The 25,636-nt window shown below is 68.6% G+C and carries 29 protein-coding genes and 1 tRNA gene; 10 read left to right on the top strand and 20 right to left on the bottom strand.

Going from position 1 to position 25,636, the window contains the following annotated elements; translation table 11 throughout:
- Positions 1-52: 52 nt before the first annotated feature.
- The 3 genes from H5T77_RS20235 to pdhA are packed head-to-tail and all read right to left on the bottom strand — an operon-like array spanning position 53 to position 3,536.
- On the bottom strand, positions 53-1,432 hold the full coding sequence (locus H5T77_RS20235) for a dihydrolipoamide acetyltransferase family protein (protein WP_292652296.1): 1,380 nt from the start codon (positions 1,430-1,432) through the stop codon (positions 53-55).
- Complete coding sequence (locus tag H5T77_RS20230; RefSeq protein WP_292652294.1) at positions 1,426-2,403, bottom strand: alpha-ketoacid dehydrogenase subunit beta; 978 nt, start codon at positions 2,401-2,403, stop codon at positions 1,426-1,428. Before H5T77_RS20230 ends, H5T77_RS20235 begins: the two co-directional genes overlap by 7 nt.
- Positions 2,400-3,536: a pyruvate dehydrogenase (acetyl-transferring) E1 component subunit alpha gene (pdhA, locus tag H5T77_RS20225; protein WP_292652292.1), complete on the bottom strand. Its 1,137-nt coding sequence runs from the start codon at positions 3,534-3,536 to the stop codon at positions 2,400-2,402. The genes H5T77_RS20230 and pdhA overlap by 4 nt, the downstream gene beginning before the upstream one ends.
- Positions 3,537-3,727: 191 nt before the next feature.
- On the opposite strand from pdhA, the gene H5T77_RS20220 reads away from it, so the two are divergent.
- The gene (locus H5T77_RS20220) at positions 3,728-4,324 is read left to right on the top strand and encodes a hypothetical protein (RefSeq protein WP_292652290.1); all 597 of its coding nucleotides are present in this window, start codon (positions 3,728-3,730) and stop codon (positions 4,322-4,324) included.
- 89 nt (positions 4,325-4,413) lie between these two features.
- Complete coding sequence (locus H5T77_RS20215; protein WP_292652288.1) at positions 4,414-5,508, top strand: DUF2855 family protein; 1,095 nt, start codon at positions 4,414-4,416, stop codon at positions 5,506-5,508.
- Between the two features lie 66 nt (positions 5,509-5,574).
- On the opposite strand, the gene H5T77_RS20210 is transcribed toward H5T77_RS20215, so the two are convergent.
- A complete protein-coding gene (locus H5T77_RS20210) occupies positions 5,575-6,540 on the bottom strand; it encodes a glutathione S-transferase family protein (RefSeq protein WP_292652286.1) in 966 nt (321 codons plus the stop codon).
- A gap of 60 nt (positions 6,541-6,600) precedes the next feature.
- The gene (locus tag H5T77_RS20205; RefSeq protein WP_292652284.1) at positions 6,601-7,071 is read right to left on the bottom strand and encodes a hypothetical protein; all 471 of its coding nucleotides are present in this window, start codon (positions 7,069-7,071) and stop codon (positions 6,601-6,603) included.
- Positions 7,072-7,651: 580 nt separating this feature from the next.
- Here H5T77_RS20205 and H5T77_RS20200 point away from each other — a divergent pair.
- Complete coding sequence (locus H5T77_RS20200; protein WP_292652282.1) at positions 7,652-8,290, top strand: hypothetical protein; 639 nt, start codon at positions 7,652-7,654, stop codon at positions 8,288-8,290.
- Between the two features lie 95 nt (positions 8,291-8,385).
- Here H5T77_RS20200 and hisC read toward each other — a convergent pair whose 3' ends face one another.
- Entirely contained in the window at positions 8,386-9,465 is a 1,080-nt protein-coding gene (hisC, locus tag H5T77_RS20195) for a histidinol-phosphate transaminase (protein ID WP_292652280.1), read from the bottom strand.
- Positions 9,466-9,475: 10 nt separating this feature from the next.
- Positions 9,476-10,366 (bottom strand): dimethylarginine dimethylaminohydrolase family protein, encoded by an 891-nt coding sequence (locus H5T77_RS20190; RefSeq protein WP_292652278.1) that lies wholly within the window; start codon positions 10,364-10,366, stop codon positions 9,476-9,478.
- A gap of 135 nt (positions 10,367-10,501) precedes the next feature.
- Between H5T77_RS20190 and H5T77_RS20185 the strand changes: the two genes are divergently transcribed.
- The 4 genes from H5T77_RS20185 to H5T77_RS20170 all read left to right on the top strand — a co-directional run bounded on the left by H5T77_RS20185 (position 10,502) and on the right by H5T77_RS20170 (position 13,024).
- The gene (locus H5T77_RS20185; protein ID WP_292652277.1) at positions 10,502-11,173 is read left to right on the top strand and encodes a GntR family transcriptional regulator; all 672 of its coding nucleotides are present in this window, start codon (positions 10,502-10,504) and stop codon (positions 11,171-11,173) included.
- A 67-nt stretch (positions 11,174-11,240) separates the two neighbouring features.
- Complete coding sequence (locus tag H5T77_RS20180; RefSeq protein ID WP_292652275.1) at positions 11,241-11,633, top strand: phage holin family protein; 393 nt, start codon at positions 11,241-11,243, stop codon at positions 11,631-11,633.
- A 66-nt stretch (positions 11,634-11,699) separates the two neighbouring features.
- Entirely contained in the window at positions 11,700-12,170 is a 471-nt protein-coding gene (locus H5T77_RS20175) for a low molecular weight protein-tyrosine-phosphatase (RefSeq protein WP_292652273.1), read from the top strand.
- Entirely contained in the window at positions 12,167-13,024 is an 858-nt protein-coding gene (locus H5T77_RS20170) for a fructosamine kinase family protein (RefSeq protein WP_292652271.1), read from the top strand. The genes H5T77_RS20175 and H5T77_RS20170 overlap by 4 nt, the downstream gene beginning before the upstream one ends.
- A gap of 43 nt (positions 13,025-13,067) precedes the next feature.
- Here the strand turns inward: H5T77_RS20170 and H5T77_RS20165 are convergent.
- The 3 genes from H5T77_RS20165 to H5T77_RS20155 all read right to left on the bottom strand — a co-directional run bounded on the left by H5T77_RS20165 (position 13,068) and on the right by H5T77_RS20155 (position 14,172).
- Positions 13,068-13,155 (bottom strand) — tRNA-Ser (locus H5T77_RS20165).
- A 10-nt stretch (positions 13,156-13,165) separates the two neighbouring features.
- A complete protein-coding gene (locus H5T77_RS20160; protein ID WP_292652302.1) occupies positions 13,166-13,633 on the bottom strand; it encodes a nucleoside deaminase in 468 nt (155 codons plus the stop codon).
- 26 nt (positions 13,634-13,659) lie between these two features.
- Positions 13,660-14,172, bottom strand: coding sequence for a tRNA adenosine deaminase-associated protein (locus H5T77_RS20155; RefSeq protein ID WP_292652269.1), 513 nt, complete (start codon positions 14,170-14,172; stop codon positions 13,660-13,662).
- An 81-nt stretch (positions 14,173-14,253) separates the two neighbouring features.
- On the opposite strand from H5T77_RS20155, the gene upp reads away from it, so the two are divergent.
- Positions 14,254-14,895, top strand: a complete 642-nt coding sequence (gene upp, locus H5T77_RS20150; RefSeq protein WP_292652267.1) for a uracil phosphoribosyltransferase — start codon at positions 14,254-14,256, stop codon at positions 14,893-14,895.
- Positions 14,896-15,038: 143 nt separating this feature from the next.
- On the opposite strand, the gene H5T77_RS20145 is transcribed toward upp, so the two are convergent.
- The 9 genes from H5T77_RS20145 to H5T77_RS20105 form a co-directional block, all read right to left on the bottom strand.
- A complete protein-coding gene (locus H5T77_RS20145) occupies positions 15,039-15,566 on the bottom strand; it encodes a DoxX family protein (RefSeq protein WP_292652266.1) in 528 nt (175 codons plus the stop codon).
- 84 nt (positions 15,567-15,650) lie between these two features.
- Positions 15,651-16,211 carry an RNA 2',3'-cyclic phosphodiesterase gene (thpR, locus tag H5T77_RS20140; RefSeq protein WP_292652264.1) on the bottom strand — a complete coding sequence of 187 codons (561 nt, stop codon included), beginning with the start codon at positions 16,209-16,211 and terminating at the stop codon, positions 15,651-15,653.
- Positions 16,212-16,244: 33 nt separating this feature from the next.
- Positions 16,245-16,979 carry a VIT1/CCC1 transporter family protein gene (locus tag H5T77_RS20135; protein WP_292652262.1) on the bottom strand — a complete coding sequence of 245 codons (735 nt, stop codon included), beginning with the start codon at positions 16,977-16,979 and terminating at the stop codon, positions 16,245-16,247.
- Positions 16,963-17,442: a hypothetical protein gene (locus H5T77_RS20130; protein ID WP_292652260.1), complete on the bottom strand. Its 480-nt coding sequence runs from the start codon at positions 17,440-17,442 to the stop codon at positions 16,963-16,965. Before H5T77_RS20130 ends, H5T77_RS20135 begins: the two co-directional genes overlap by 17 nt.
- Positions 17,443-17,513: 71 nt before the next feature.
- Positions 17,514-18,752 carry an amidohydrolase gene (locus H5T77_RS20125; RefSeq protein WP_292652258.1) on the bottom strand — a complete coding sequence of 413 codons (1,239 nt, stop codon included), beginning with the start codon at positions 18,750-18,752 and terminating at the stop codon, positions 17,514-17,516.
- A gap of 134 nt (positions 18,753-18,886) precedes the next feature.
- Positions 18,887-20,032, bottom strand: a complete 1,146-nt coding sequence (locus H5T77_RS20120; RefSeq protein ID WP_292652300.1) for an acyl-CoA dehydrogenase family protein — start codon at positions 20,030-20,032, stop codon at positions 18,887-18,889.
- 27 nt (positions 20,033-20,059) lie between these two features.
- Entirely contained in the window at positions 20,060-21,445 is a 1,386-nt protein-coding gene (locus H5T77_RS20115) for an MDR family MFS transporter (protein WP_292652298.1), read from the bottom strand.
- Positions 21,446-21,563: 118 nt separating this feature from the next.
- The gene (locus H5T77_RS20110) at positions 21,564-22,280 is read right to left on the bottom strand and encodes a hypothetical protein (RefSeq protein WP_292652256.1); all 717 of its coding nucleotides are present in this window, start codon (positions 22,278-22,280) and stop codon (positions 21,564-21,566) included.
- 31 nt (positions 22,281-22,311) lie between these two features.
- The gene (locus H5T77_RS20105; RefSeq protein ID WP_292652254.1) at positions 22,312-23,007 is read right to left on the bottom strand and encodes an NAD-dependent deacylase; all 696 of its coding nucleotides are present in this window, start codon (positions 23,005-23,007) and stop codon (positions 22,312-22,314) included.
- Positions 23,008-23,189: 182 nt separating this feature from the next.
- Between H5T77_RS20105 and H5T77_RS20100 the strand changes: the two genes are divergently transcribed.
- Positions 23,190-24,353, top strand: coding sequence for a beta-1,3-glucanase family protein (locus H5T77_RS20100; RefSeq protein ID WP_292652252.1), 1,164 nt, complete (start codon positions 23,190-23,192; stop codon positions 24,351-24,353).
- Between the two features lie 144 nt (positions 24,354-24,497).
- Positions 24,498-24,734, top strand: a complete 237-nt coding sequence (locus H5T77_RS20095; RefSeq protein ID WP_292652250.1) for a hypothetical protein — start codon at positions 24,498-24,500, stop codon at positions 24,732-24,734.
- Positions 24,735-24,745: 11 nt separating this feature from the next.
- Here H5T77_RS20095 and H5T77_RS20090 read toward each other — a convergent pair.
- Positions 24,746-25,636: fatty acid desaturase family protein (locus H5T77_RS20090; protein ID WP_292652248.1), on the bottom strand; the 891-nt coding region annotated here is incomplete at its 5' end.

Raw genomic sequence — 25,636 nt, 5'->3', positions numbered from 1 at the left:
TGCTGGAGTCACTGGGTGACTCCAGCACTCCCATGTCGCGTCCGCCTCAGCGTCAGAACAACAGGGCCGTGCTCGGGTCTCCGACGATCTTCGCCACGTCGGCCAGGTAGCGGGAGCCTGCTTCGCCGTCGATGTGGCGGTGGTCGAAGCTGAGCGCGAGGGTGCAGACGTCGCGGGGCTCGATGCGCTCGTCGTCCCCTGCACCGACGATCCACGGCTGGCGCTTGAAGGCGCCGACCGAGAGGATGGCGGACTCGCCCGGGTTGATGATCGGGGCGCCCCCGTCGATGCCGAACGGGCCGATGTTGGTGATCGTGAAGGTGCCGCCGGTCTGGTCGGCCGGCGGGGTCTTCCCGGTGCGTGCGGTCGCGGTCAGCTCGTTGATCGCGGCGCCGAGCTCGACCAGGGACATCCGGTCGGCGCCCTTCACGTTCGGCACCTGCAGCCCCCTGGGGGTGGCTGCGGCGATGCCGAGGTTGACGTACTCCTTGAACACGATCTCCTGGGCGGCCTCGTCCCACCAGGAGTTGATGATCGGCGTACGCCGCATCGCCAGCAGCGCCGCCTTGGCCACGATCAGCAGGGGGCTGACGCGGATCTCCGCGAAGTCACGGTCGGTCTTGAGCTCGCCGACCAGATCGGACGTGCGGGTCACGTCGATCGTCGTCCAGATCGTCACGTGCGGCAGCGTGAACGCGGAGTCGACCATCGCCTGGCCCATCTGCTTGCGCAGACCCTTGATCGGCTCGCGCCGCTCCCCCTTCCCGCTGGTTGAGCCGGGCTCCTGAGGCACGAAGGAGCCCGTGTCGAAACCAACAGAGTCGACGTCCGCGGTCGTGATCACGCCGTCTGCCCGACTGGGCGTGACGCTGGATAGATCTATCCCGCGGTCCCGGGCGGCCTTCCGAGCGGTCGGCTTGGCCAGCACACCTGTGCCCGCAGAGGCGGCCGGCGCGGAGGCCGTGCGGTTTCGGCGTACGACGGCGTCTTCCTTCGAGCCGTAGCCGACCAGGGTCAGCGGCTTCTCGGGCTCGTCATCGACTGTGTTGGTCTCGACACCGCTCGCTTCGCTCGCGGGCTCGACCGACGGGGTGCCGACCGGCGGTTCGCTGATCGATCCGTCGGAGTCGCTCGACGGGAGTTCCCCGTCGGTCGAGCCGCCGGAGCCGCTAGGCGGAGGCGTGTCGAGACCAACAGAGTCTCCGATGCGAATGATGGGGGTGCCTACTTGGACCTCCGCGCCGACCTCGACCAGTAGCTCTTGGACGACACCGGCATACGGGCTCGGCAACTCGACCACGGACTTGGCGGTCTCGATGTCGCAGACCGGGTCGTTGACCTTGATGACGTCGCCGACGGCGACGTGCCACTCGACGATCTCGGCCTCGGTGAGGCCCTCGCCGACGTCGGGCAGCTTGAACTCGTTCACCATGCCAGGCTCCTGTCCACGGCGTCGAGGACCCTGTCGAGGTCCGGAAGGTAGTGCTCTTCGGCCCGCGCCGGCGGGTAGGGCGTGTCGAACCCGCCCACGCGCAGCACCGGCGCCTCCAGGGAGTGGAAGCAGGTCTCGGTGATCCGGGCCGCGAGCTCGGCGCCGAGGCCGAGGTTGACGTGGGCCTCGTGGACGACGACCGCACGGCCCGTACGCCGCACCGACTCGAGCACCGGCGCCATGTCCAGCGGTGAGAGGGTGCGCAGGTCGATCACCTCGAGCGACTTGCCCTCCCCCGCGGCCGCCTCGGCGGCGGTCAGGGCCGTCTTCACGGTGGGACCGTAGGCGAGCACCGTCACGTCGGACCCGGACCGCACGACCCGCGACTCGAACAGCGCCTCCGGCGTGGCGTCGACGTCGACGTCGGCCTTCGTCGAGTGGTAGAGCCGCTTCGGCTCCAGGAAGATGACCGGGTCGGGATGGGCGATCGCCTGCTGGATCATCCAGTAGGCGTCGACCGGGTTCGAGCAGGCCATGACCTTGAGGCCGGGCGTGTGCGCGAACTGCGCCTCCGGCGACTCGCTGTGATGCTCGACCGCCCCGATGCCGCCTCCGAACGGGATCCGGATGACCATCGGCATCGCGACCCGGCCGCCGGAGCGGTAGTGGAACTTGGCGACCTGGGAGACGATCTGGTCGTAGGCCGGGTAGACGAACCCGTCGAACTGGATCTCCACGACCGGCCGGTAGCCCCTCAGCGCGAGACCGACCGCCGTGCCGACGATCCCCGACTCGGCCAGCGGCGTGTCGATGACCCGCGCCTCCCCGAAGTCCTTCTGGAGCCCGTCGGTGATCCGGAAGACACCGCCGAGACGGCCGATGTCCTCACCCATGAGCACGACCTTGTCGTCGTCCTCCATCGAGCGCCGCAACCCGGCGTTGAGCGCCTTCGCCATGGTCATCTTCGTCATCGGGAAGCCCCCTCGTGCTCGAAGGAGGCGAGGTACGCCGCGTAGCCGTCGCGCTGCTCGCGCAGCTCCTCGGGCAGCTCGGTGTAGACGTTGTCGAAGAGCTTGACCGGGTCGGGCTCGGGCAAGGCCTGGATCCCGGCACGCAGGCGTTCGCCGAACTCGTCGGCCTCGGCCTCCACCTTGGTGAAGAAGGAGGTCGAGGCGCCGCCGCCACGGCGCAGGTAGGCCTCCACCCGGGCGATCGGGTCCTTGAGCTTCCAGGCCTGGACCTCGTCGGAGAGCCGATAGCGGGTCGGGTCGTCGGTGGTGGTGTGCGCGCCCATCCGATAGGTGTAGGCCTCGACCATCGTCGGCCCGCCGCCCTCACGGGCCCGCTTGAGCGCCGCCTTCATCACCTCGTACGTCGCCAGCACGTCGTTGCCGTCCACACGGATCCCGGGGAAGCCGAAGCCTTGGGCACGCTTGTAGAGCGGCACCTTGACCATCTGCTCGACCGGCTCGGAGATGGCCCACTGGTTGTTCTGGCAGAAGAAGACGACCGGTGCGTTGTAGGTGGCGGCGAAGACCATCGCCTCGTTGACGTCGCCCTGCGAGGAGGCGCCGTCGCCGAAGTGGGCCACGACGGCCGTGTCCCGCGTCGGGTCGCCGGTGCCGACGAGACCGTCCATCTGCACTCCCATCGCGTAGCCGGTCGCGTGCAGCGTCTGGGCTCCGATGACGATCGTGTAGAGCCCGAAGTTGTGCTCGGCGGGGTCCCAGCCACCCTGGTCGGTGCCGCGGAACAGCCCGAGCAGCTGCATCGGGTCGACCTCGCGACACCAGGCCACGCCGTGCTCGCGGTAGGTCGGGAAGACGAAGTCCTGAGGCGCGAGCGCGCGGGCCGCGCCGATCTGCGCCGCCTCCTGGCCCAGCAGCTGAGCCCACAGGCCCAGCTCGCCGTGGCGTTGAAGCGCGGTGGCCTCGACGTCGAGGCGGCGGGTCAGCACCATGTCGCGGTAGAAGCCGCGTACGGCCTCGTCCTCGGGGCGGTCGGGTGAGAACTCGAAGTCCGGGTGCGTGACCCGTTCTCCCTCGGGGTTCAGCAGCTGCACCATGTCGGTGTGGCTGGGACTCGGATCCAGAAATTCAGTCATCACGCTTCCTTCACACGGGGTGGGGTCGCCACCGCTGGCCATGTCGTACGCAGACTTGTGATCTGTCACACATCGACATAGTCAAACGGTACCCGCCCGCGGTTGCTTCCTCAGTCACACGCGAATTCGATGGTTGGAGCGAGGCCTCGTCGCTAGAGTCGCCTCCCCCACGAACCGCCACGGAGGCGCCGATGTCCGACCCATACGGTTACAGCCAGCCCTACCCCGCGCCCGCCGCTCCCCCGGCGGCCCCCATCGAGCGGCCGAAGACCGTGACGTACGCCGTGATCGGCATGTGGATCGGAGGCCTGCTCTCAGTCGTCTCGTCGCTGTTCCTCCTCACCATGGACACCGCCGAGATGAAGGCGCTGATGGTCACGGAGATGGAGAAGCAGCCGACGTACGACCCCTCGGTCATCGACGCCCGGGAGATGGCGGACGTGTTCATCCCGATCTTGCAGATCGGCGGTGCCGTCCTCGGGCTGATCACCCTCGGGCTGTGGATCTGGATGGCGGTCATGAACGGGAAGGGCCGCAACTGGGCGCGCATCACCGCCACCGTCTTCGGCGGTCTCGGGTTGCTCGCCGCCCTGTCGAGCGTCGGCAACATCGCCGGCAACGCCGCACTCGGCGGCGCGACCATGCCGATGTCGACCGGCAGCACTGTGCTCGCCGTCGTGGACCCGCTGCTGGTGATCGCGATCCTGGTGCTGCTCTGGGTGCGACCGTCCTCGGCCTACTTCAACGCGGTCGGCGCCGCGAGGCGACAGCAGCGCACCGGCTACTGAGAGGTTCACTCATCGGTAGACAACTAAGCAAGCGCTTAGTAAGTTTGCCGGACGCGATGGACCCCCAAGGTCCAGGAGATGAGGAACCGATGACTCGAATCACCCGAGTGGAGTCGCTCAAGAGCGACCTTGGCGTGGCTGATCTGGTGGACATCTCGGCCCCACCGCTCGACGAGGGTGAGGTGCTGGCGCGGATCGAGCGCTTCGCGCTCACGACCAACAACATGACCTACGCGGTCTACGGCGACGCCCTGAAGTACTGGAACCTGTTCCCTGCCGACCTGCCCGGGCACGGCTGCATGCCGGCGTGGGGGCACGCGGAGATCGTCGAGTCGAGGTCGTCCGAGGTCCCCGTGGGGACGCGGGTCTTCGGCTACTTCCCCCTCGCGACCCACCTGACGATGCGACCCACGAAGGTCACCTCCCGCAGCTTCATCGACGGCGCCGAGCACCGCACCGGGACGCCCCAGGTCTACAACCTCTACGAACTCCAGCCAGAGGACGCCGATCCGCGGCTGGACAGCCTCACCGCCATCTTCCGCGCCCTGTTCATCACCTCCTACACCGCAGCGGACTACCTGCGCGAGCGCGACTTCTTCGGCGCCGAGCAGTTCGTGATCTCGAGCGCCTCGAGCAAGACGGCGTACGGCATCGCCTACTGCCTGGCCGACTCTCCGGCCGAGAGGATCGCGCTCACCTCCGCCCGCAACATGGACTTCGTCGACAGTCTCGGCCAATACGCAGAGGCCCATGAGTACGCCGATCTGACAGCCATCGACCCGGGCAAGCGGACGGTCTATGTCGACCTGTCGGGCGACGGTGACCTCCGCCGCCGGGTTCACGAGCACTTCGGCGACCAGCTCGCCTTCGACTGCCTCGTCGGGTCAACTCAGGCCGAGGGATTCCCCGAGGAGGACGCCAGCCTCGTGGGACCGGCTCCGGTCTTCTTCTTCGCAGCCCTCCAGCTCGACGCCTACAAGGCTGAGGGCCAGTCGCGTGCTTTCATGCACCGCTATCGAGACGACGAGCGGGAGTTCCTCGAGCGCGTGGTGGCACCGGAACGACCCTCGATCAAGCTGATCGAGCACGCCGGCCTCGAGGATGCCCCCACTGTCATCGCCGAATTCCATGACGGCTCGACGGACCCCGTCGCCGGCCACGTGTTCATCCCCAACGTGGGGTGACCGACCGGTCGCGCCGGCGCGCTCATCCGTGCGCGACCTTCAAGCCGGCTGAAAGAAAATTCTCTTTCAGCCGAGCGACTCACGCCCGTGCGGCTCGTCCCAACCGGAGAGATCCGGGCCGGCAGGGACGATCTGCGTGGGGTTCAGATCGGTGTGGACGATGTAGTAGTGCTGCTTGATCTGGTCGAAGTCGAGCGTCTCGCCGATCCCCGGGGTCTGGTAGAGGTCGCGCGCGTAGGCCCACAGCGCCGGGAGCTCGGCGAGCTTCTGCCGGTTGCACTTGAAGTGACCGTGGTAGACCGCATCGAAGCGGGCCAGCGTCGTGAACAGCCGGATGTCGGACTCGGTGAGCTGGTCGCCGACCAGGTAGCGCTGCCGCGACAGCCGCTCCTCCAGCCAGTCGAGAGCCGTGAAGAGGCGGTCGTACGCCGCGTCGTACGCCTCCTGGGAGCCGGCGAAGCCACACCGGTAGACCCCGTTGTTGACCTCGGTGAAGACCCTCTGGTTGACCTCGTCCATCTCCTCACGAAGAGCGCGCGGCCACAGGTCGGGCACGTCGTCGGCGAAGAAGTCGGTCCACTCGTGGAAGAAGTCGTGGGTGATCCACGGGAAGTCGTTGGTCACGACCTTGCCGGATGCCTCCTCGACGATCGCCGGCACCGTGATGCCGCGCGGGTAGTCGGGGTAGCGCTCGAGGTAGGCCTGCTGCAGCCGCTCGATCCCCAGCACCGGATCGACGCCGCCGGGGTCGAGATCGAAGGTCCACGACCTGGCGTCGTGGGTCGGGCCGGCGAGACCGAGGGAGATGACGTCCTGGAGCCCGAGCAGGTTGCGGACGATGATCGCCCGGTTCGCCCACGGGCAGGCAGCCGCCGCGACCAGCCGGTAGCGGCCCGGCTCGACGGGCCACAACGGGACATCGCTCGGCCCGAACTCCGGCTTTCGCGCTTCACGGGTGATCCGGTCCGGGATGTAGTTCATGTCCCGGTTGAACTCGTTGCCTGGCTGGATGTAGGTCGCCTTCTCCCCCATGCACCTCACCTTAGGCGCTGGGTCGGAACGTGAACCAGCGAGACGACGAAAAGTCGAGCCTCAGGCCGTTCCCCAACTCTCGACGCGCCATTCGCCGCCCTCCCGGACGAGGAAGACGATCATCGACTCGTCCGGGACCGGGCCGTCCTCGGCGGCGTACGAGACGGAGACAGTGACGCTGGCGGTCTCGCCCTCCACCTCGGGCTCAGCGAGGACCATGGTCCGGGTCACGGCGCGCGGGTTGGGGTCGGCATAGGTCCGTTCGCCCTCGGCGGCGTCGATCATCGCGCGGGCACCACCACCGTCGAGGAGTTCGTCGCCCTCGTCGGAAGCGAGCTCGTAGAGAGTGGCGACCGAGGTCGTCTCCATGAACTCACGGGAGACCTCGGCCGGTCCCGAGGATCGCGCCATCCACCAGAGTGCGAGCGCGGCAAGAGCCACGACCGCCACCAGCAGTCCGGAGATGCGTACTCCGCGACGCCAGCGGCGGCCGCGGGTCACGATGCTCGCCCGCTGCGGAGGCTGTCCCACGAGCAACACCGTAACTTCACTCCTGCTGGTCGGGGGCCACATCGACCGATATTGCCGAGGTCGAGGGTGGCTTCGGCATTGACGACCCCGCGTCAGCCCGACGAGCCGCAGGCCTCCCGGGCAAGGGGTGGTGGCGAGGTAGCCGGAACCTTAACGGAGGGCGAGCCCGTGCGCTCGAGAACAGGCCGACATCAGGTGAGCGGAACTTCCCCAGAAGCCAAGCGAAATACCACGATGCAGGGAGTTACTGGATCCGAATACGCTGATTGGTAATCGCGTTTCATCGGACGGCTTTCAAGGTGGCATTTCCATGGCGGATCGCCCGACCTACCGATTCACACCGTCCAGCGTCGTCATCATCGAGCCTTATATACCTTTTTACCTGCAGCCGACATTGGATTGCTTGAAATCGAACAAAATCTGGCCTTTAGTCCCGGATGACGGCATACCAGAATGTCCCTTAGAAACCGAGGACATCACACTCAAGAGAACCAATAGGTATGAGAAAGTCCTTGACTTTAAGGTTATAGGCGTCTCAGGATGCATTGGGTACGACCCAACAGCAAACAAAGGAGATCTCGTGAATTCTCGGGCTCGAATCGCCGCTGTCGTCACCGGACTCGCAATGGCCACGGTCGCCGCACCAGTCATGGCCAGCCCTGTGCCACCCCCAAGTCCTGACTGCCCAGTCCCGGAAACGCCGGCCCCGGGCGTCCCGACCACCGACTGCCCGGCTCCGGACAACCCGGGCCCGGACGTTCCGGACGTTCCGGACGCTCCCGACACCCCGGACACCCCCGAGGTCCCGGACGCACCTGACGCACCCGACACACCCGAGGTTCCGGACGCACCTGACGCACCCGAGGTTCCGGACGCACCTGAGGCGCCCGACGCACCCGACAGCCCTGAGGTCCCGGACAACCCGGCCCCGGATGTTCCGGACGCCCCCGAGGCCCCGGACAGCCCTGAGGTCCCGGGCACCCCGGCCGCGGACGTTCCTGTTCCGGACGTACCGGCCCCGGACGTTCCCGTGCCGGATGTTCCCGTCCCGGACGTTCCCGTGCCGGACGTACCGGTCCCCGACGTTCCGATCCCGGGCACTCCTGAGCTGCCCAACGTCACCGACAGCCTGCTGGGCATCATCAACAGCCTCCCGGTCGTCGGCCCCGTCCTGACCGACCTCCTCAGCTCGATCCTCGGGAAGCTGCCGGTGCCGTAAACCCATACATCAAACCCATACATCGCGATCACATAGCAGAGGTCCAGCAGCGCGGGGTGCTGCTGGACCTCTGCTATGTGGCCGAACGCCCGTTCTCAGCCCGTAGGGAACGAACCCACGAGCTCGATGAGGCGGGTGTTGGCCTCCGCCTCACCGATGGAGACGCGCACGCCCTCCGGCGGGTAGGGGCGGACCATCAGACCGATCTCGTCGGCGGCCGCGGCGAACTCGGCGCAGCGGTCGGCCGAGCCGAAGGCGAACCAGACGAAGTTGCCCTGGGCGTCGGGGACGTCCCAGCCGGCGGCACGTACGCCCTCGACGACGCGGACGCGCTCGGTCACCAGGTCGTCGACGCGGTCCAGCAGCTCGGCCTTCCGCTCCAGCGAGGCGACGCCGGCCGCCTGCGCGACCACGTTGACCCCGAACGGCAGCGCCATCGCCCGCAGGGTGGCGGCGATCGGCGCTGGCGCGAAGGCGTAGCCGACCCGGAAGCCGGCCAGCCCGTAGGCCTTGGAGAAGGTGCGCAGCACGACCACGTTCGGCCGGGACCGGTAGGTGGCGATGCCGTCGACGGCGTCGTCCATGCGGACGAACTCGGCGTAGGCCTCGTCCACCACGACCAGCACGTGCTCGGGGACCTTCGCGAGGAAGGCATCGAGCTCGGTCTGGGTGACCGCGGTGCCGGTGGGGTTGTTGGGGCTGCAGACGAAGACGACCTTCGTACGCTCCGTGATGGCCGCCGCCATCGCATCGAGGTCGTGGCGGCCGTCGTCGGCGACGGGCACCTTCACGGCGGTCGCGCCGGCGGCGAGGACCGCGATCGGGTAGGCCTCGAAGCTGCGCCAGGCGAAGACGACCTCGTCCTCGGGCCCGCAGTAGGCCGAGACCAGCTGGAAGATCAGCGCCACGGCGCCGGTCGAGAGCGCGAGCTCCTCGGCCGGGACCTGGTAGTTCGTCGCGAGCGCCTCGTAGAGCTCGGTGTTGCCGGCGTCGGGATAACGGTTGACCCGTCCCGCCGCCGCGGCGGCGATCTCGACGACCCCGTCGAGCGGCGGGTACGGGTTCTCGTTGGAGGAGAGCTTGTAGGTCACCAGCCCGGGCCGCTCGGCCGGCGGCTTGCCCGCGACGTACGCAGGCATCGCAGCGACACTGGGACGAGGCTGTGGGGTGTTCATGATCACAACTCTAGGTCGGGATGACCTCGCCCCCGTAAACCACAGGCAGGTCGCGGCCGACCACGATGTCGAGCGGGTTGGTGACGCAGCGGACCGACCCGCCGCCGAGGTGGAGCTCGCTCATCTCGACGATCCGGATCGTGAAGCCCCAGCCCTCGAGGACGGTGCGGATGCGGTCCGGGCAGGACGGCATCACGACGGTGCGGCCGATCACGATCGAGTTGGCGGCGAACGTGCTGAGCGCCTCCTCCTCGGTGATGACCAACGGCTCCGGGATCAGGTCGAGGAGCGCCTGCGCCGACTCGGGAGCGAGCGCGTCCGGGCAGATGATCGCCCGGCGCTCGTCGAGCGGGCAGAAGGCGAGGTCGAGGTGGTACATCCCGGAGTGGGTCGTTCGTACGCACAGCACCCGCACATTCATCTCTGCCGCCAGGGTCTTCAGCGCCATCTCATCGGTGCGCGGTCCGGTGCCGGCAACCAGGTGGCCGGCGAACGGGAAGACGTCCCCCGCCTCGAAGGTCGGCCCGATCCCGTCCTTGCCGACGTACGCCGTCCCCCAGCCGTTCGCGTCGAACCATTCGACCGCGGTGAGCGTCTCGTTGCGGCGCTCGGGGAAGCGCATGTGGGAGAGGAGCGCGTGGCGGCGCCCTTCTGCCAGGGTGGCCGCGAAGCCGAGGTTCATTGCATAGACCATGTCGGGGCTGTCCGCGCGCGGTGAGATGACGTCGACGCGCCCGCCGAGCTCCTCGATGGTCGCCCGGAGGGTGTCCCACTGCGCGCGAGCGCGGGCCGGATCCGGCTGGATCTCGGTGTCCATGAACGGGTTGATGGCGTAGTCGATGCGGTAGTGCGTCGGCTCGGTCATCAGGTAGTGACGGCCCCAGCTCAGCGATGTGCTCACTCGCTAACCCCTCTCAGTTCTGATCGTCAGATCGTCCGATTGCCTGATTGACTGATTGTCAGACAATCTCCGGTCGATAGGTTAGTACACGAACGGTCAGCACCGGAAGACAGCGCAGGTAGGACAATGGGGCCCATGTTCGAGTCGCTCACCCTGGACGAACCCGCCTCGACGGTCGACCGAGTCGCCGACGAGCTCCGCCGGGCGGTGTTCGAGGGCGAGCTCGAGTCCGGCACCCCGCTGCGCGAGCACGGACTCGCCGAGTCCCTGGGGGTGGGCCGCTCCACGGTCCGCGAGGCGCTGACCATCCTCGTCGCCGAGGGACTGGCCATCCGTGCCCCCAACAAGGGCGTCGCCGTCGCCACCCCCGAGGCAGCCTCGGTCCGCGACGTCTGTGCCGCCCGCTGGGTGCTCGAGGGGGCCGGGGTCCGCAACTGGGCGAACGCCTCCGTCGAGGACCGCAGGGCCGTGCACGAGTCCCTCGACGCGTACATCTCGGCGGTCCACTCAGAGCGCTCGACCTACCGCGAGCTCAACGAGCGCCACCTCGCCTTCCATCTCTCGCTCGTGGCCCTCACCGGATCACCGCGCCTGGTCGCGATGCAGGAACAGCTGGTCCTCGAGCTCAAGCTCGCCCTCGCCCAGGTCGACCGCATCCGCCGCAACTCCCACGACCAGGCCGAGGACCACGCGGCCCTGGTCCGCCTCCTGGACGCAGACCACATCCACGACGCCGAGCGCTTCCTCCAGAAACACCTGTCCGACGCCGCCCACTCGATCTGCAAGGCACTTCGCCTGGAGAGGTAGCGGTCCCGCGACGTCACACCTCGTGTCGTACCGCGACGTCCCGCGGGCGGACTGACACACTCTCCGCATGCGCATCGTAACCTGGCTCATCACCAACGCCATCGCTCTGGCCGTGGCGACGTGGCTCGTCGGCGGAATCTACTTCGACGGCCCCAGCGGCGGCATGGACGAGATCAAGCACAAGCTGGTCCCGCTCCTGCTCGTCGCGCTGGTGCTCGGCATCGTGTCGGCGTGGGTGAAGCCCATCCTGAAGTTCGTGGCGTTCCCGTTCATCGTGCTCACCTTCGGCCTGCTTCTGCTGGTCATCAACGCGGCGATGCTCGGCCTGACCGCGTGGATCCTCGGTCCGACCGAGGTCGGGTTCCACGTCGACGGGTTCTGGGCCGCGGTGCTCGGCGGCATCGTCATCTCGATCGTCGGCTGGGGTCTCGACCGCGTCTGGCCTGACGGCGACGAGTGAGCGATCCCACGGAGCAGAGAGTCGGCATCCGCGACGGGTCCTTGGCCGAAATGTAAAACTCGGCCCATGAAGATCGCTGTCGTGTGTCTGGGCAACATCTGCCGCTCCCCGATGGCGGAAGCCGTGCTGCGCGATCGTCTCGACGGCGCCGGGCTCGATGATGTGGAGCTGGTCTCGGCCGGCACCGGCGGCTGGCACGCCGACGAGAAGATGGACCGCCGCGCGGCCGCGACGCTGCTCGAGGCGGGCTATGACCCCGAGCGTCACCGGGCCCGGCAGTGGCCGGTCGGGGACCCCGAGACGTACGACCTCGTGCTTGCGATGGACGCGGACAATCTGGCTGACCTGGCCGATCTGGCTGGTCAGGCGCCAGAGAGCAGGCTGCGGATGTTTCGTGATTTCGATCCCGAAGGCCCCGGCGATGTGCCCGATCCCTATTACGGTGGTGCCGAGGGATTCCGGGAGGTGCTGGCCATGGTGGAGCGTACGAGTGATGCGATCATCGCATCCCTAGCCACGTCGAGGCGCGGTTCGTGACCCGCCAGCCCGCGGTCGCCCGACGTGCAGAGCAGCTGCTCGGGGCCGCGGTGGTGAGCACATCCCCAGTTGCGGGCGGCGACACCGCTACCGCCACCAAGATCCGGCTCAGTGACGGCTCGCTGGTGTTGATGAAGGCCCTCTCCCCCGCTCGTGACGACTTCGTCGCCGCCGAGGCCCGCGGGCTTCGCTGGCTGGAGGAGTCGGGCGCGGTGAAGGTCCCCGAGGTGCTCGCGGCCGAGCCCGACTGCCTGGTGCTGCGCTGGATCGATCCCGGCCGCCCCAACGCCGAGACCGCCGAGGAGCTCGGCCGCGCGCTCGCGGGCCTGCACTCCACCCCGGTCTCGGAGTTCGGCGCCGAGAAGGACGGGTTCATCGGCCGACTGCCGATGCCCAACAAGCCGGCGGACACCTGGGCCGAGTTCTACGCCGTACGCCGCCTGCTCCCCTACCTCAAGGCCGCCCGCGACCGCGGCACCATCGACGCCGCCGGCGCCGAGCGGGTCGAGCAGGTCGTCGGGAAGCTGACGTCGCTGATCCCGGAGGAGCCGCCAGCCCTTCTCCACGGTGATCTCTGGAACGGCAACGTGCTCTGGGACCGGAGCGGCGACGCCTGGCTCATCGACCCCGCCGCGTACGCAGGTCATCGCGAGGTCGACCTCGCCATGCTCGCGCTCTTCGGCCTCCCTCATCTGGAGCGGATGATGGCCGCCTACGAGGACGCGACCCCCCTCGCCGAGGGCTGGGAGGACCGCCAGGGCCTCCACCAGCTCTTCCCGCTGCTCGTCCACGCCGCGATGTTCGGCGGTGGCTACGGCGCCCGCGCCGCCACCGTGGCCGCTCGCTACCTCTGATCCGGAAAGCAGAGAACCCCTGGTCACCCAGGGGTTCTCCGTATGGCGGTGACGGTGGGATTTGAACCCACGGTAGGTCGCCCTACACAACATTTCGAGTGTTGCACCATCGGCCGCTCGGACACGTCACCGCCGAATAAGTTACAACCTCGGGTGGTCTTCGCCGAAATCGGGGGCGCTTCGTTGGGCGCCGAAGAATTCCTCCAGCAACGCGCGCTGCTCCTCGGCCATCAGCCCGGCGACGACCTCGGGTCGGTGGTTGAGCCGGCGGTCGCGTACGACGTCCCACAGCGACCCCACGGCACCGGCCTTGTCGTCGAAGGCGCCGAAGACGATCCGCTCCACCCTCGCCAGGACCGCGGCGCCCGCGCACATCGTGCACGGCTCCAGGGTCACCACGAGCGTGCAGCCCTCCAGGCGCCACTCACCCTGTGCCTTGGCCGCCTCGCGCAGCGCGACCACCTCGGCATGTCCGGTCGGGTCGGCCTCAGCCTCGCGTACGTTGCGCCCGGTGCCGATCACGGCTCCGGACGGGTCCACTACGACCGCGCCGATCGGCACGTCACCGGTCGCCAGGGCAGCCCGGCCCTCGTCCAGGGCGGCCCGCATCGGGGCCTGCCACCGGTCGGCTGGGATCACGCGGGCATGAGGCCGACGGCGTCGTCGAAGGCCTCGCCGCAACCGATCGCCCGGGCGATCTCGGAGAGCGTCTCGTCCGGGTAGAGGTCGTCCTCGAACATGTCGTCCAGCAGCATGCCCATGTCGACCGCGCTCATCCCGAAGTCGGCGAGGATGCCGAGGTCACCGGCAGGATCGGCCTCTTCCTCTTCCTCGACCTCCTCCGGCAACGGAAGTCCGAGCACGTCGAGAGCGGACGCTGCCAGCTCCCACTCGTCGGCCGCGGTCACGTCGGAGAGCAGCACCCTGGTCGAGGCGCCGGCGACCCGGACGATCACGAAGAAGTCCTCATCGATCGCCGCCATCGCGATCGCGCCGCCATCGCCTGGAAAGCGGTGGAGCGCGTGCGTGAGAGTCTCGACATCGGTCAGGAGGTCGCGCGCGAGCTCGCGCACGACCCAAGCTCCGTCCTCGCGATACATCGCGACGGCGAAGTCAACACCCTCGATCTGCTCCAGCTGATCAGACACACGACCAGAGTGACATCCAAACAGCCCGAGGTCTAGGGGGAATTGGTGACCTTACGGGGAACCAATCGTAGGGTTCAGCCCATGGAGACCCTCGTTGTGGACCACCCGCTCGTCGCCCACAAGCTCACCACCCTGCGTAACAAAGAGACCGATTCCTCGACTTTCCGGCGGCTTGCGGACGAGCTCGTCACTTTGCTCGCCTATGAGGCGACCCGCGGAGTGCGCGTCGCACCGGTCGACATCGTCACTCCGGTGGCCCAGACCCAAGGCGTACGCCTCACCGACCCGCAGCCGCTGATCGTCCCGATCCTGCGGGCCGGTCTCGGGATGCTCGACGGGATGATCCGGCTGCTGCCGACCGCCGAGGTCGGCTTCCTCGGCATGGTCCGCAACGAGGAGACGCTGGCTGCGACGACGTACGCAGAGCGGCTGCCCGCCGATCTCTCCGGTCGGCAGTGCTACGTGGTCGACCCGATGCTGGCCACCGGCGGCACCCTGGCCGCGGCGATCGACTTCCTGGTCTCGCGCGGCGCCGACGACATCACCGCCGTCACCCTCTTGGCCGCCCCGGAGGGCATCGTGGCCCTCGAGAACGCCCTCGCCGGCGTCGACGCTCCGGTCCGGCTCGTCACCGCGGCCCTCGACGAGAAGCTCAACGAGAAGGGCTACATCGTTCCCGGGCTCGGGGATGCCGGCGACCGGCTCTACGGCGTCGCCGGCTGAGCCGGCGAAATCGCCGCTGGTCGAGCCGCGAGGCCGCCGGCCGAGCGTGTCGAGACCAACACAGTCCCCTCGGCGCTCGATAGGAACGTGTTGGTCTCGACACGCCTTCGCCTAACGGCTCCGGCGGCTCGACCAGCGGGGGCTCAGGCCTTGAGGGTTACCTTCTCCTCGACGACCGGCTGAGCCTCAGCCGCCTCGGCCTCCTCGGCCTCCCGGGCCTTGCGCTTGGCAGCCCTCGCCTTGAAAGGCCAGGTCAGAAGCTGGTCGAGGGTGAAGCGGCCGGGGGCGACCAGGCCGAGCACGAGGGCAGAGACGCCGAGCGCGGCGGCGAGCTCCCAGCCGCCCTGGTCGACGAAGACCTCGGTGGTGCGGTGGGCGTACCAGATCGCTCCGGCCATCTGAGCCGCGAGCAGCACCCCGACGACCGGCGCGAACAGGCCGAGCATCAGCAGCGCGCCGCCGACGAGCTCGACGTACGTCGCCACCTGGGCGGCGATCGTGGGCTGGGGGATCCCCAGCCCACCGAGAAACTGCTCGGTGCCGGCGAAGCCCTGGTCGTACTTCTGCCAGCCGTGCGCGACGAAGATACCGCCGACGACCACACGGGCGGCGAGCAGCACGACGTCGTTGAACAGTCCGGTGTAGGCGTTGCGCCCCACTCGTCGACTCATGTCCGGTTCTCCTCTGGGTCAGCTCAGAACAGCCGCACACGGTAGCGGCCTCGGGTTTGGTCGGTTACCACCCGGGGTTTGCTGTCAGCCGAAGGGAAATTCAGCTACCACCTGGTGGGCCGGTCGCTTCCTCGGCCCCTCGCCGAGCCGTGAGCGCACCAGCACGAACGACGAGACGGTCCAGGACGGCCCCCGGTACGCATCGAGCAGCCGCACCCAGTTGCTGAGCTCGACCGGAATGCCGGACCGGGCGACCGTCAGGTGGGGTCGGAACCGTCCGCCGTCGACCTCGGCCCCGGCCTTGACCAGCGCATTGCGAGCGCCCGCGGCCACTCGCTCGAGCTCCTCGGAGGCGTTGGTCTCGACCCCGGCGTAGAGGACCTTGCCCTCGGTCACGTTGGGGAAGGCGCCGCCGCCCGTGACGGTCAGCGCGAAGGGAGTACGCCGCCCCGAGGCCGTCTCCAGCCGCTCGATCGCTTCGTCGAGCGACCGGTCGGGGACGTGAGCGGCGAAGGCGAGCGTCAGGTGGAGCTGGTCAGGCGCCGACCAGCGGAAGGCGGCCGCGTCGCGGCGTACGGACAGGAACTCGTCGAGATCTTCGATCACCGACTCCGGCGGGATCACCGCCACGAACATTCGATTCATCGATGTCCATTGTGCCCGCCGAGACCCGCGTGGTCACCCGAGTTGTGTGCCGAGGAGGTCGCCGACGACGTAGGTCACCAGCATCGCCAGCAGCCCGCCGGCGACGTTGCGCAGCGCCGCCCGGAGGGGTGGCGCGTAGCCGAGGCGCGCGCTGGTCCAGCCGGTGATGGCGAGCGCGACGGTGACGGTGAGGACGGTCCCCCAGATGCGGACGCCGTCCGGGAGGAGCATGATCGACAGTAAGGGCAGCAGGGCGCCGAGGGTGAACGCAAGCATCGACGCCCAGGCCGCGGACCACGGCGAGGTGAGGTCGTCGACATCGATACCGAGCTCGAGGACTGCATGGGCACGCAGCGCGTCGCGATCGGTGAGCTGCACGGCGACCTCGGCGGCAGTCTCAGGCTCCAGCCCTCGCTCGCGCAGGAAACCCTCGAGCTCGCGCAGCTCCTCCTCCGGCATGTCCCGCAGCTCGCGACGCTCCTTGGCGATCAGCGACTTCTCGGTGTCGCGCTGGGTGGACACCGAGACGTACTCTCCCGCCGCCATGCTGATCGCACCCGCCACCAGGGCGGCGACGCCCGCGATCAGGACCGTGGTCGTGCCCGTGGTCGCGCCGGCGACACCCATGACCACACCGGCGGTGGAGACGATGCCGTCGTTGGCTCCGAGGACGCCCGCCCGCAGCCAGTTGAGCCGGTTCTTCAGGCCGTCGGCCCGCTCCTCGGCGTCGCCGTGGCCCGCGTGGGCCCCCTCACTGGGGAGCGTCACTGGACCCCTCGCTGGGGACGGGCTCCTGTGGGTTCTCGCAGAAACGGACCGTCCCGCTCTTGCCGCCGTGATACGCGTACGTCTTCCCCGCTGCCTCGAGCACGACGCGGACGCCGTCGACCAGGGCCATCGAGTACATCTTCCCGGGCTCCGGGCAGCCGAGGCTGCCATCGCGCCAGGTCACCTCTTCGTTGGAGACGACGGTGATCTCCTCGGTGTCGATCCCCTGGCGCTCGGCGAGGTCGGCGATCGCGGCTGCGACGTTCGGGTCTTCGGCGGACGCCGGGTTGGATGAGCTGGACACGGTAGACACGTTAGCGCCTGGGTCGGTCGCCTCGGAGCCACATCCGGCCAACGTCAGGGCCAGCGTCGGGGCCAGCATCAGCGCCACGACGGGCACGACGTACGCCGCGAGGCGGGTCTTGGGCTTGCTCTTGTCGCTGCTGTTGTGGGTGCTGGTCATGACCTTGGGTACGCGTGCGGGCCGAGGTTCGTTGCGTCCGGGGCGCCTGCGCGGCACCCTCACCAGCGCCATCAGATCCCGAACCTCGTCGCGCGCTCCCGCGTGCTCCCAGCGCCGCGGCCGGCGTCGGCCTCGCCGTCCCAGGCGTAGACCTCCGTCCCGGTGATGAAGACGCGCTCTGCGCGGTGGTCGGTGTCGAGCGGGTCCCCGGACCAGAGGACGACGTCGCCGTCGAGACCGGGTGCGATCGCGCCGACACGGTCGTCGAGACCGAGGAAGCTCGCCGGGTTCGTGGTGATGGCGGCCAGGGCCGTGTCGCGCGGGAGGCCGTCGCGTACGGCGAAGGAGGCCTGGTGGACCAGGAAGTTGATCGGGATGACCGGGTGGTCGGTGGTGATCGCGACCTGCACACCCGCAGCCGCCATCGCGGCGATGTTGCGGTTGGCGCGATGGCGCACCTCCACCTTCGAGCGGGACACGAACATCGGCCCGTAGATGACCGGGATGTCCTTCTCGGCGAGCACGTCGGCGAGCAGGTGGCCCTCGGTGCCGTGGTTGACGACCAGGCGGTAGCCGAACTCCTCGCTCAGCCGGATGGCGGTGACGATGTCGTCGGCGCGGTGGGTGTGCTGGTCCCAGGCGAGCTCGCCGTCGAGGACCCGGGCGAGGGTCTCCTTGCCGAGATCGCGGTCGAAGGGCTCGCCCTTCTCCTCGGCGGCCGCCCTCTTGGCGGCGTAGTTCTGGGCCTCGACGAAGGCCTTCCTGATGATGCTGGCGACGCCGAGACGGGTCGAGGGAGTCTTCTTCTGGTCGCCGTAGACGCGCTTGGGGTTCTCGCCGAGGGCGCTCTTGACCGAGACCGAGTCGGAGACGACCTGCTCGTCGATGGTCCGTCCGCCCCAGGTCTTGATCGCGACAGTCTGGCCGCCGATCGGGTTGCCGGACCCGGGCTTGATCACCGCGGTGGTCACCCCGCCGGCCAGGGCGTCACGAAAGCCCTCGTCCTCGATGTTGACCGCGTCGATCGCCCGCAGGGCCGCGCCATCGGGGTCGGTCATCTCGTTGGTGTCCTCGCCGGCCCAGCCCTCGCCCTGCTCGGAGATCCCGATGTGGCCGTGCCCCTCGACGAAGCCGGGGAGCAGCCACTTGCCCTTGGCGTCGATGGTGTCGATGCCGTCGGGGACTTCGATGTGCGCGCCGACCGAGGTGATCACCCCGTCCTCGATCAGGACCGTGCCGTTCTCGATCGGGTCGGCGGCAACCGGGACGACGTACGCGTTGGTGATGGCGACAGAGGAGCGCTGGGTCATGCGCGCCATCATGCCGGGCTCCGCTCACCTGTCGATCGGTTTAGGTCAGCGCGCCGTGGGTGCATGCGGCCGAAAAGCGCCGGCGGGCGCCCACCCCAGGGTGGACGCCCGCCAGGGACGTAGGAGTCCAGAACTCAGAAGCCCAGGTCGCGGCCGATGAGCTCCTTCATGATCTCATTGGAGCCGGCCCAGATCTTGGTGACGCGGGCGTCGCGCCAGGCGCGAGCGACGCGGTACTCGTTCATGAAGCCGTAGCCGCCGTGGATCTGGACGCAGTGGTCCAGGACCTCGGACTGCGCCTGCGAGGACCACCACTTGGCCTTGGACGCCTCGACCGGGGTGAGCTCACCGCGGGCGTGGGCGGCGACGCACTTGTCGACGTACGCCTCGGCGACCTCGATCTGGGTGACCAGCTCGGCGAGCAGGAACTTGTTGTGCTGGAAGGCGCCGATGGACTGGCCGAAGGCCTTGCGGTCCTTGGCGTACTGCACGGTCTCGAGCAGGATCTGCTTGGCCTGAGCGACGTTGGCGACCGCGCAGGAGACGCGCTCCTGCGGGAGCTCCTCCATCATGTGGATGAAGCCGCGGTTGAGCTCGCCGATGACCTCGGCGTCGGTGACGCGGACGTTCTCGAAGAAGAGCTCGGCGGTGTCGGACTCCTCCATGCCGACCTTGTCGAGCTTGCGGCCGCGGGAGAAGCCCTCCTTGTCGGCCTCGATCGCGAAGAGGGTGATGCCCTTGGCGCCCTTCTCCGGGTCGGTGCGGACCGCGGTGATGACCAGGTCGCAGGAGTAGCCGTTGGTGATGAAGGTCTTCGAGCCGTTGATGACCCACTCGTCGCCGTCGCGGACCGCGGTGGTCTTCAGCGCGGCCAGATCCGAGCCGCCGGACGGCTCGGTCATGCCGATGGCGAGCAGGATCTCGCCGGAGGCCACGCCCGGGAGCCAGCGCTGCTTCTGCTCCTCGGTGCCGAGGCGGACCAGGTAGGGAGCGGTGATGTCGGAGTGGATGCCGACGCAGGTCGGGTAGGCCGCGCCGATCTTGGCGAGCTCCTCGGCGAGGACCGCGTTGAAGCGGAAGTCCTCGGCGCCGGCGCCGCCGTACTCCTCCGGGATCGCGAGACCGAGGAAGCCGTTCTCACCGGCTTCGAGCCAGAACTCGCGGGGCAGCGCCTTGTCGGCGATGTGCTTGTCGGTGTGGGGCTTGACCGAACGCTCCAGCCACTGCTGGACGGAGGCTCGGAAGTCCTCGTGGTCTTCCTCGTAGACGTCGCGCTTCATCATGCGTCGGAGTCTACGACGCAGTGGTTACTCAGCGGTAACCACTGTTCGAGGAGTGAGCCTGACCGGTGTACGCCACGCCACGATCAGCAGCGGGAGCGAGACGACCAGCCCGACGAGGAAGACGGTGTGCAGCGCCGGCGCGAGGACATCGGCCGGCAGCGCCTCGAGCGGAGGCACCTCTCCCCCGGCGTACTCACGCCTGACCAGCCCGTTCGCGACCGCACCGAAGAGCGCGACGCCCAGCGCCGAGCCCACCGAGCGGGCGAACATGTTGGAGCCGGTCGCCACCCCGCGCACCTCCCAGCCGACCGCCGACCCGGCGGCGACGACACCCGGGTTGACCGACCAGCCGAAGCCGAGCCCGAGGACGAAGCACGGGATCGCCAGGTGCCAGAACGACGAAGTCTCGCGGACCGTGACCAGCACCAGCCCGCCGGCGATGACCAGCAGCGCACCGAGCCCGACCGCGGCCCGGAACCCCTTCGAGAGGTAGATCCGGCCGGCCGTGGCGGCAGCGATCGGCCAGCCGATGCTCATCCCGGCGAGCGCGAACCCGGCCACCACTGCCGAGTGACCGAGCACGCTCTGGGCATAGAGCGGGACGTACGTCGTCAGCCCGAGCATCACCACGCCGACGATCAGGCTGGCGGCGTTGGCCGGCGCGAGGACACGGTGGCGGAGGACCCAGGGCGGCAGCACCGGGTCGGCGGCACGGCGCTCGACGAACCCGAAGGCGACCAGGGCCGCGATGCCGACCGCGAAGATCAGATAGGACGGCCACGAGGCCCACGCCCACGCGTGCCCACCCTCGAGCAGACCGAGCAGCAGCGCGATCCCGCCGACGGTCAGCAGCCCGGCTCCGGCCCAGTCGATCGGCTGTGTCGCCGCGGGCTGCCTGACCTCGTGGAAGTGGCGCAGCAGCCACAGCGCGGCCGCGCCGATCGGCAGGTTGATCAGGAAGATCAGACGCCAGTCGAGGTAGTCGGCGAAGAGGCCGCCGAGGGTCGGGCCGATGATCGCGGCGGTGGCCCAGACCGAGGCGACGTACGACGTCGCGACCGCTCGCTCCTCCAGCGTGTAGATGTCGGAGACGATCGTCATCGCCATCGGCTGGATCGCGCCCGCGCCGATGCCCTGGATCGCCCGGAAGACGATCAGTGCGGTCAGCGACCAGGCCAGCCCGCACAGCAGCGACCCGACCAGGAAGGCCACGATCCCGGCGATCATGACCGGCTTGCGGCCAAGCCGGTCGGCGACCTTGGCGAACAGCGGCGTGGTCACCGCGGTGGCCAGCACGTAGATCGAGAAGAGCCACGGGAACTGCTCGAACCCGCCCAGGTCCTTCACCACACTCGGCACCGCGGTCGCCAGGATCGTCATGTCGATCGCGACCAGGCTCAGCGACACCATCACCGCGAGCAGGATCGGCCCGCGTTCGCTACGAAGTCCTATCGATCTGCGAGTGGGTCTGGTCGAGGTGGGCACATTTTTCAGCAAGCCTCACGGCCGCCGATTCATTCCTGGCGAGTCACTTCTCGAGCTCGGCGAGGTCGAAGACCTCGCCGGCAGCGGGCTCCTCGACCTGGAACTCCTCGTCGAAGTCGGAGAAGGTGAGCTCTCCGGAGCTGCCCTGGGTCCACTTCACGATCCGGTGCGGCTCCGAGGCCAGGACGTACGTCCGGCTCTCGGTGTCGCCGTGGGTGACGTCGAGGCGCACGGAGGGACCCTCGGCGGCCATCGCCGGGCCGACCGTCTGCGCCTCAGCCTCGGCCGGGACCATCTGGGCGGTGAGGCTGTCGATGCTGCAGAAGGCACGCAGGCTGGCCAGCTCGCCCTCGAGCTTCACCCACTTGTCGCCGACCCGCTTGGCGATGCGCTCGCCCTCGCCCTTGGCCGGCGCGATCGACTTCCAGAACTCCTCGTCGCCCTGATACCAGGCCGAGCCGGCGATGGCGCGCAGTGAGATCTCGCCCTCGCCGATGCTGACCTTGCCGACACAGGTGTCCTCGGCGGAGACGTCGAGGTCGACGGTGATCTTGGTGCCCTCCGAGTCGAGCACGTCACCCTCGACATGGACGGTGTCGAGATCGTGCATCGCGGTCCGCGCGTGCTCGGCGATCTGGTTCCCGGGCTCATTCGCGTAGTCGCGCGCCTGGGACAGGGTGCCCTCCTCCTCGCCACAGCCGGCAAGAGCGCTGGTCAGCGCGACGGTGAGGGCGGTCGTGAGCACGGCATGGCGAAGCACGCGGCCTATCGTGACAGAATTTGCCGACTGGTCAATGCGAAGGCGCCTGTACGTCGGCAACCCACTCGGGCACCAGCTTGCTGGCCGGCCCCTGACGGGCGTCGTCGAAGAGGTGCGAGATCTCGGACGGGTCCAGGTTGAGCTCGAGCGTCCGGGCGCCGGCGACCGCGGCCATGCGTACGAAACCAGCGGCCGGATAGACCGCGCCGCTGGTGCCGATGGCGACGAAGAGGTCAGCCTGGATGAGGGCCCGCTCGATCAGGTCGAGGTCGTAGGGCATCTCCCCGAACCACACCACGTCGGGCCTCAGCGTGCTGTTGCCGCACCCTGGGCAGGCGGGCACGTCGCCGAGGTCGTCGTCCCAGGCGAACCGGCCCTGACACGCGTTGCAGAGGGCGGAGAGCAGCTCGCCGTGCATGTGCACGATCCGGCGCGACCCAGCGCGTTCGTGCAGGTCATCGACGTTCTGAGTGACCACCAGCAGGTCGTCGCCGAGGACCTGCTCGAGCCTGGCCAGCGCGATGTGGGCCGGGTTGGGCGCCACCGCGCGCAGCTCCCGACGACGGTCGTCGTAGAAGCGATGGACCGTGCCGGGATCGCGATGGAACGCCTCGGGTGTCGCCACCTTGTCGAGGTGGTGACCCTGCCAGAGCCCATCGGCATCCCGGAAGGTCGCGAGACCGCTCTCGGCGGAGATCCCGGCTCCCGTGAGCACGACAACTTTCACAAGGATTCAGGCTAGCGAGGTTGACGAAACATCCGCTGCACCCGGGCGGCCGTTTTGGTCACTTGATCGGTGTTTGTGATCGAACCGAGGCCGTCTCGACGGCACCCGACAAGGGTATGGACTTTTACTGTAAAGGCCCCTTACTGTAATTCCGTCCCTACAGTCCCCGCTCGGGAGGTCCCATGCTGACCAGACGATCTGTACTCGCCGCCACCTCTGCCGCCTTCGCCGTTCCCCTTCTCGGCGGGACGAGCTGGCAGGCCGCACAAGCCATGCGCCCGCAACGGATCGGAGCTCAGGCCACCATCCAGCTCCGCTTCGTCAACCGAACCGGCGCGTACGACAACGCCTCCATCCACTTCTACATCGTCGGCACCAACCTGGCGACGGGCGAGCAGTCCCGGGTCACGCCGGAGGGCACGCTCGTTCCAGTCGCCCTCGCCGACAACGGCGCCGACGGCTATGCCGACTACTCGATCCCGTTCTCGGGCAGCGGCGACACGATCTCCCAGATTCCCGCCGACATGTCCGGCCGGATCTACTTCTCGCTCGGCGAGAAGCTGAAGTTCAAGGTCAACGAGGGCAACGCGCTCGCCTATCCGGCGGCCTGGGTCGAGTCCGACCCCAGCTACGGCGTACTGCACGACTGCGTCGAGTTCACCTACAAGAGCGGCCGGATCTACTGCAACACCACCATGGTCGACATGTTCAGCGTCCCGCTCTCGATCGCGCTGACCGGCGAGGAGTCCCCAACCACCGGCACGCTGGTCGAGGGCGGCCGTGCGAAGATCTTCTCCGCCCTCTCGGCCTCTCCCGACTTCGGCTCCCTCGTCGTCGACGACCGCCGCATCATCGCGCCGGGCCATGGCCTGGACGCCGGGAAGTTCTCCTCGACGTTCTTCGACTCCTACATCGACCAGGTCTGGTCGAAGTACGCCGGCGAGGACATGGTCGTCAACGCCAACAACACCACCTTCCGGGGCAGGGTCAGTGGCGACCAGTTCGTCTTCGACGGCGGCGTCAAGGCGTTCAGCCGCCCCTCGACCCGGGACGTTCTCTTCTGCGACGGCGCGCTGGCGGCGCCCAACGACGGCGTCACCGGTCCGGTCGCCGCCGTGCTCGGCGCAGGCTTCAACCGGACCACGCTGCTCGCCTCCGCCGCCCAGCCCACGAGCGACCCTGCCGGGTTCTACCAGGGTGACCCGGTCCACGCGTACTGCAAGGCGATGCACGACAACATGGTCGACGGGAAGGCCTACGGGTTCGCCTTCGACGACGTCGGTGGTTTCGCCTCCTACGTCGAGGACAACGCATCCGAGATGGCGGTGACGCTGACCCCGTTCTGACCTCCCGCCGCCGGCGTCCCCTCTACCGGGGGTCGCCGGCTCGGCTCGTCCGCCTAGCGTGAGCCGGTCCGGCTCTCCAGCCTGCCCGAGGACAACGAGGCGTACCCGGGGATCCGCGACTACGCCAGCGACCGGGTCGATCTCGTGCTGCCCGACGGTCGTCGCTTCGAGGCCGAGGTCGACGGGGTGCTGGTCTGGTCGAAGGACGGGTACGTCACCCGGGTCTCGTTCGACCGGCGGGCCCGGAAGGACGGCGAGACCGAGTCCCTCACTCGGGAGTGGGAGACGGAGCTCGGTGGCGCCGGCACCGTGGAGGCCGATGCGGACTACTCAGATCACGGGCGGGTCCGGGCAGCGGTGCTCGCCGAACCGGCCCCGTAGGGCCCACCCGGTCAGCCCGTCCGGTTGACCACGACGAACGGGCAGGCGAAGGGGTCGCGGTCGCCGAGACCCACGCGGTTGAGATGGCGGACGACGATGGCGTAAGACTCCAGGAGACCGGCCTCGGTGTAGGGAACTCCCTGCTCAGCACAGTAGGCGCGGACGATGGGCTGGGCACGGCGGAGGGTGCTGCTCGGCATGCTGGGGAAGAGGTGGTGCTCGATCTGCAGGTTGAGGCCACCCATCAACCAGTCGACCCAGCGCCCGCCGCGGATGTTGCGGGAGGTCAGGACCTGGCGGGAGAGGAAGTCGATCCTGGTGTCGCGCGGGACCAGCGGCATGCCCTTGTGGTTGGGTGCGAAGCTGGCGCCCATGTAGACGCCGAAGACGGCCAGCTGCACGCCCAGGAACCCCGCGCCCAGACCGAGGCCGAGGACCGAGAAGACCAGCACCGGCCAGCCGATCAGCCGCACCGCCAGGAACGCTGCCTCCGTACGCCGGTGCTTGAGGTCTCGGTCGCCGATCACGGTGCGGACGGCGCCGACGTGGAGGTTGACGCCTTCGAGGGTCAGCAGCGGGAAGAACAGCCATCCCTGGCGGGCGGTGAGCCACCGGTTGAAACCTGTACGCCGCTCGACATCCTCCGGGGTGAACAGCAGGACCGAGGGGCGGATGTCCTCGTCCGCGTCGACCTTGTTCGGGTTGGCGTGATGGCGAGTGTGCTTGCGCATCCACCAGCCATAGCTCAGCCCGACGACCAGGTTGCCGAGGATGCGGGAGGCCCATTCGTTCTTCGGGCCCGAGGCGAAGATCTGCCGGTGGGCGCCGTCGTGGGAGAGGAACGCCGTCTGGGTGAACAGGACCCCGAAGGCGGCCGCGACCAGCAGCTGCCACCAGGTCTG

The organism is Nocardioides sp. (assembly GCF_014360585.1).
In the GTDB taxonomy this organism is placed as follows: domain Bacteria; phylum Actinomycetota; class Actinomycetes; order Propionibacteriales; family Nocardioidaceae; genus Nocardioides.
Note: the sequence above shows the minus strand (reverse complement) of the source record. Positions and strands in the feature narration are given on the sequence as shown.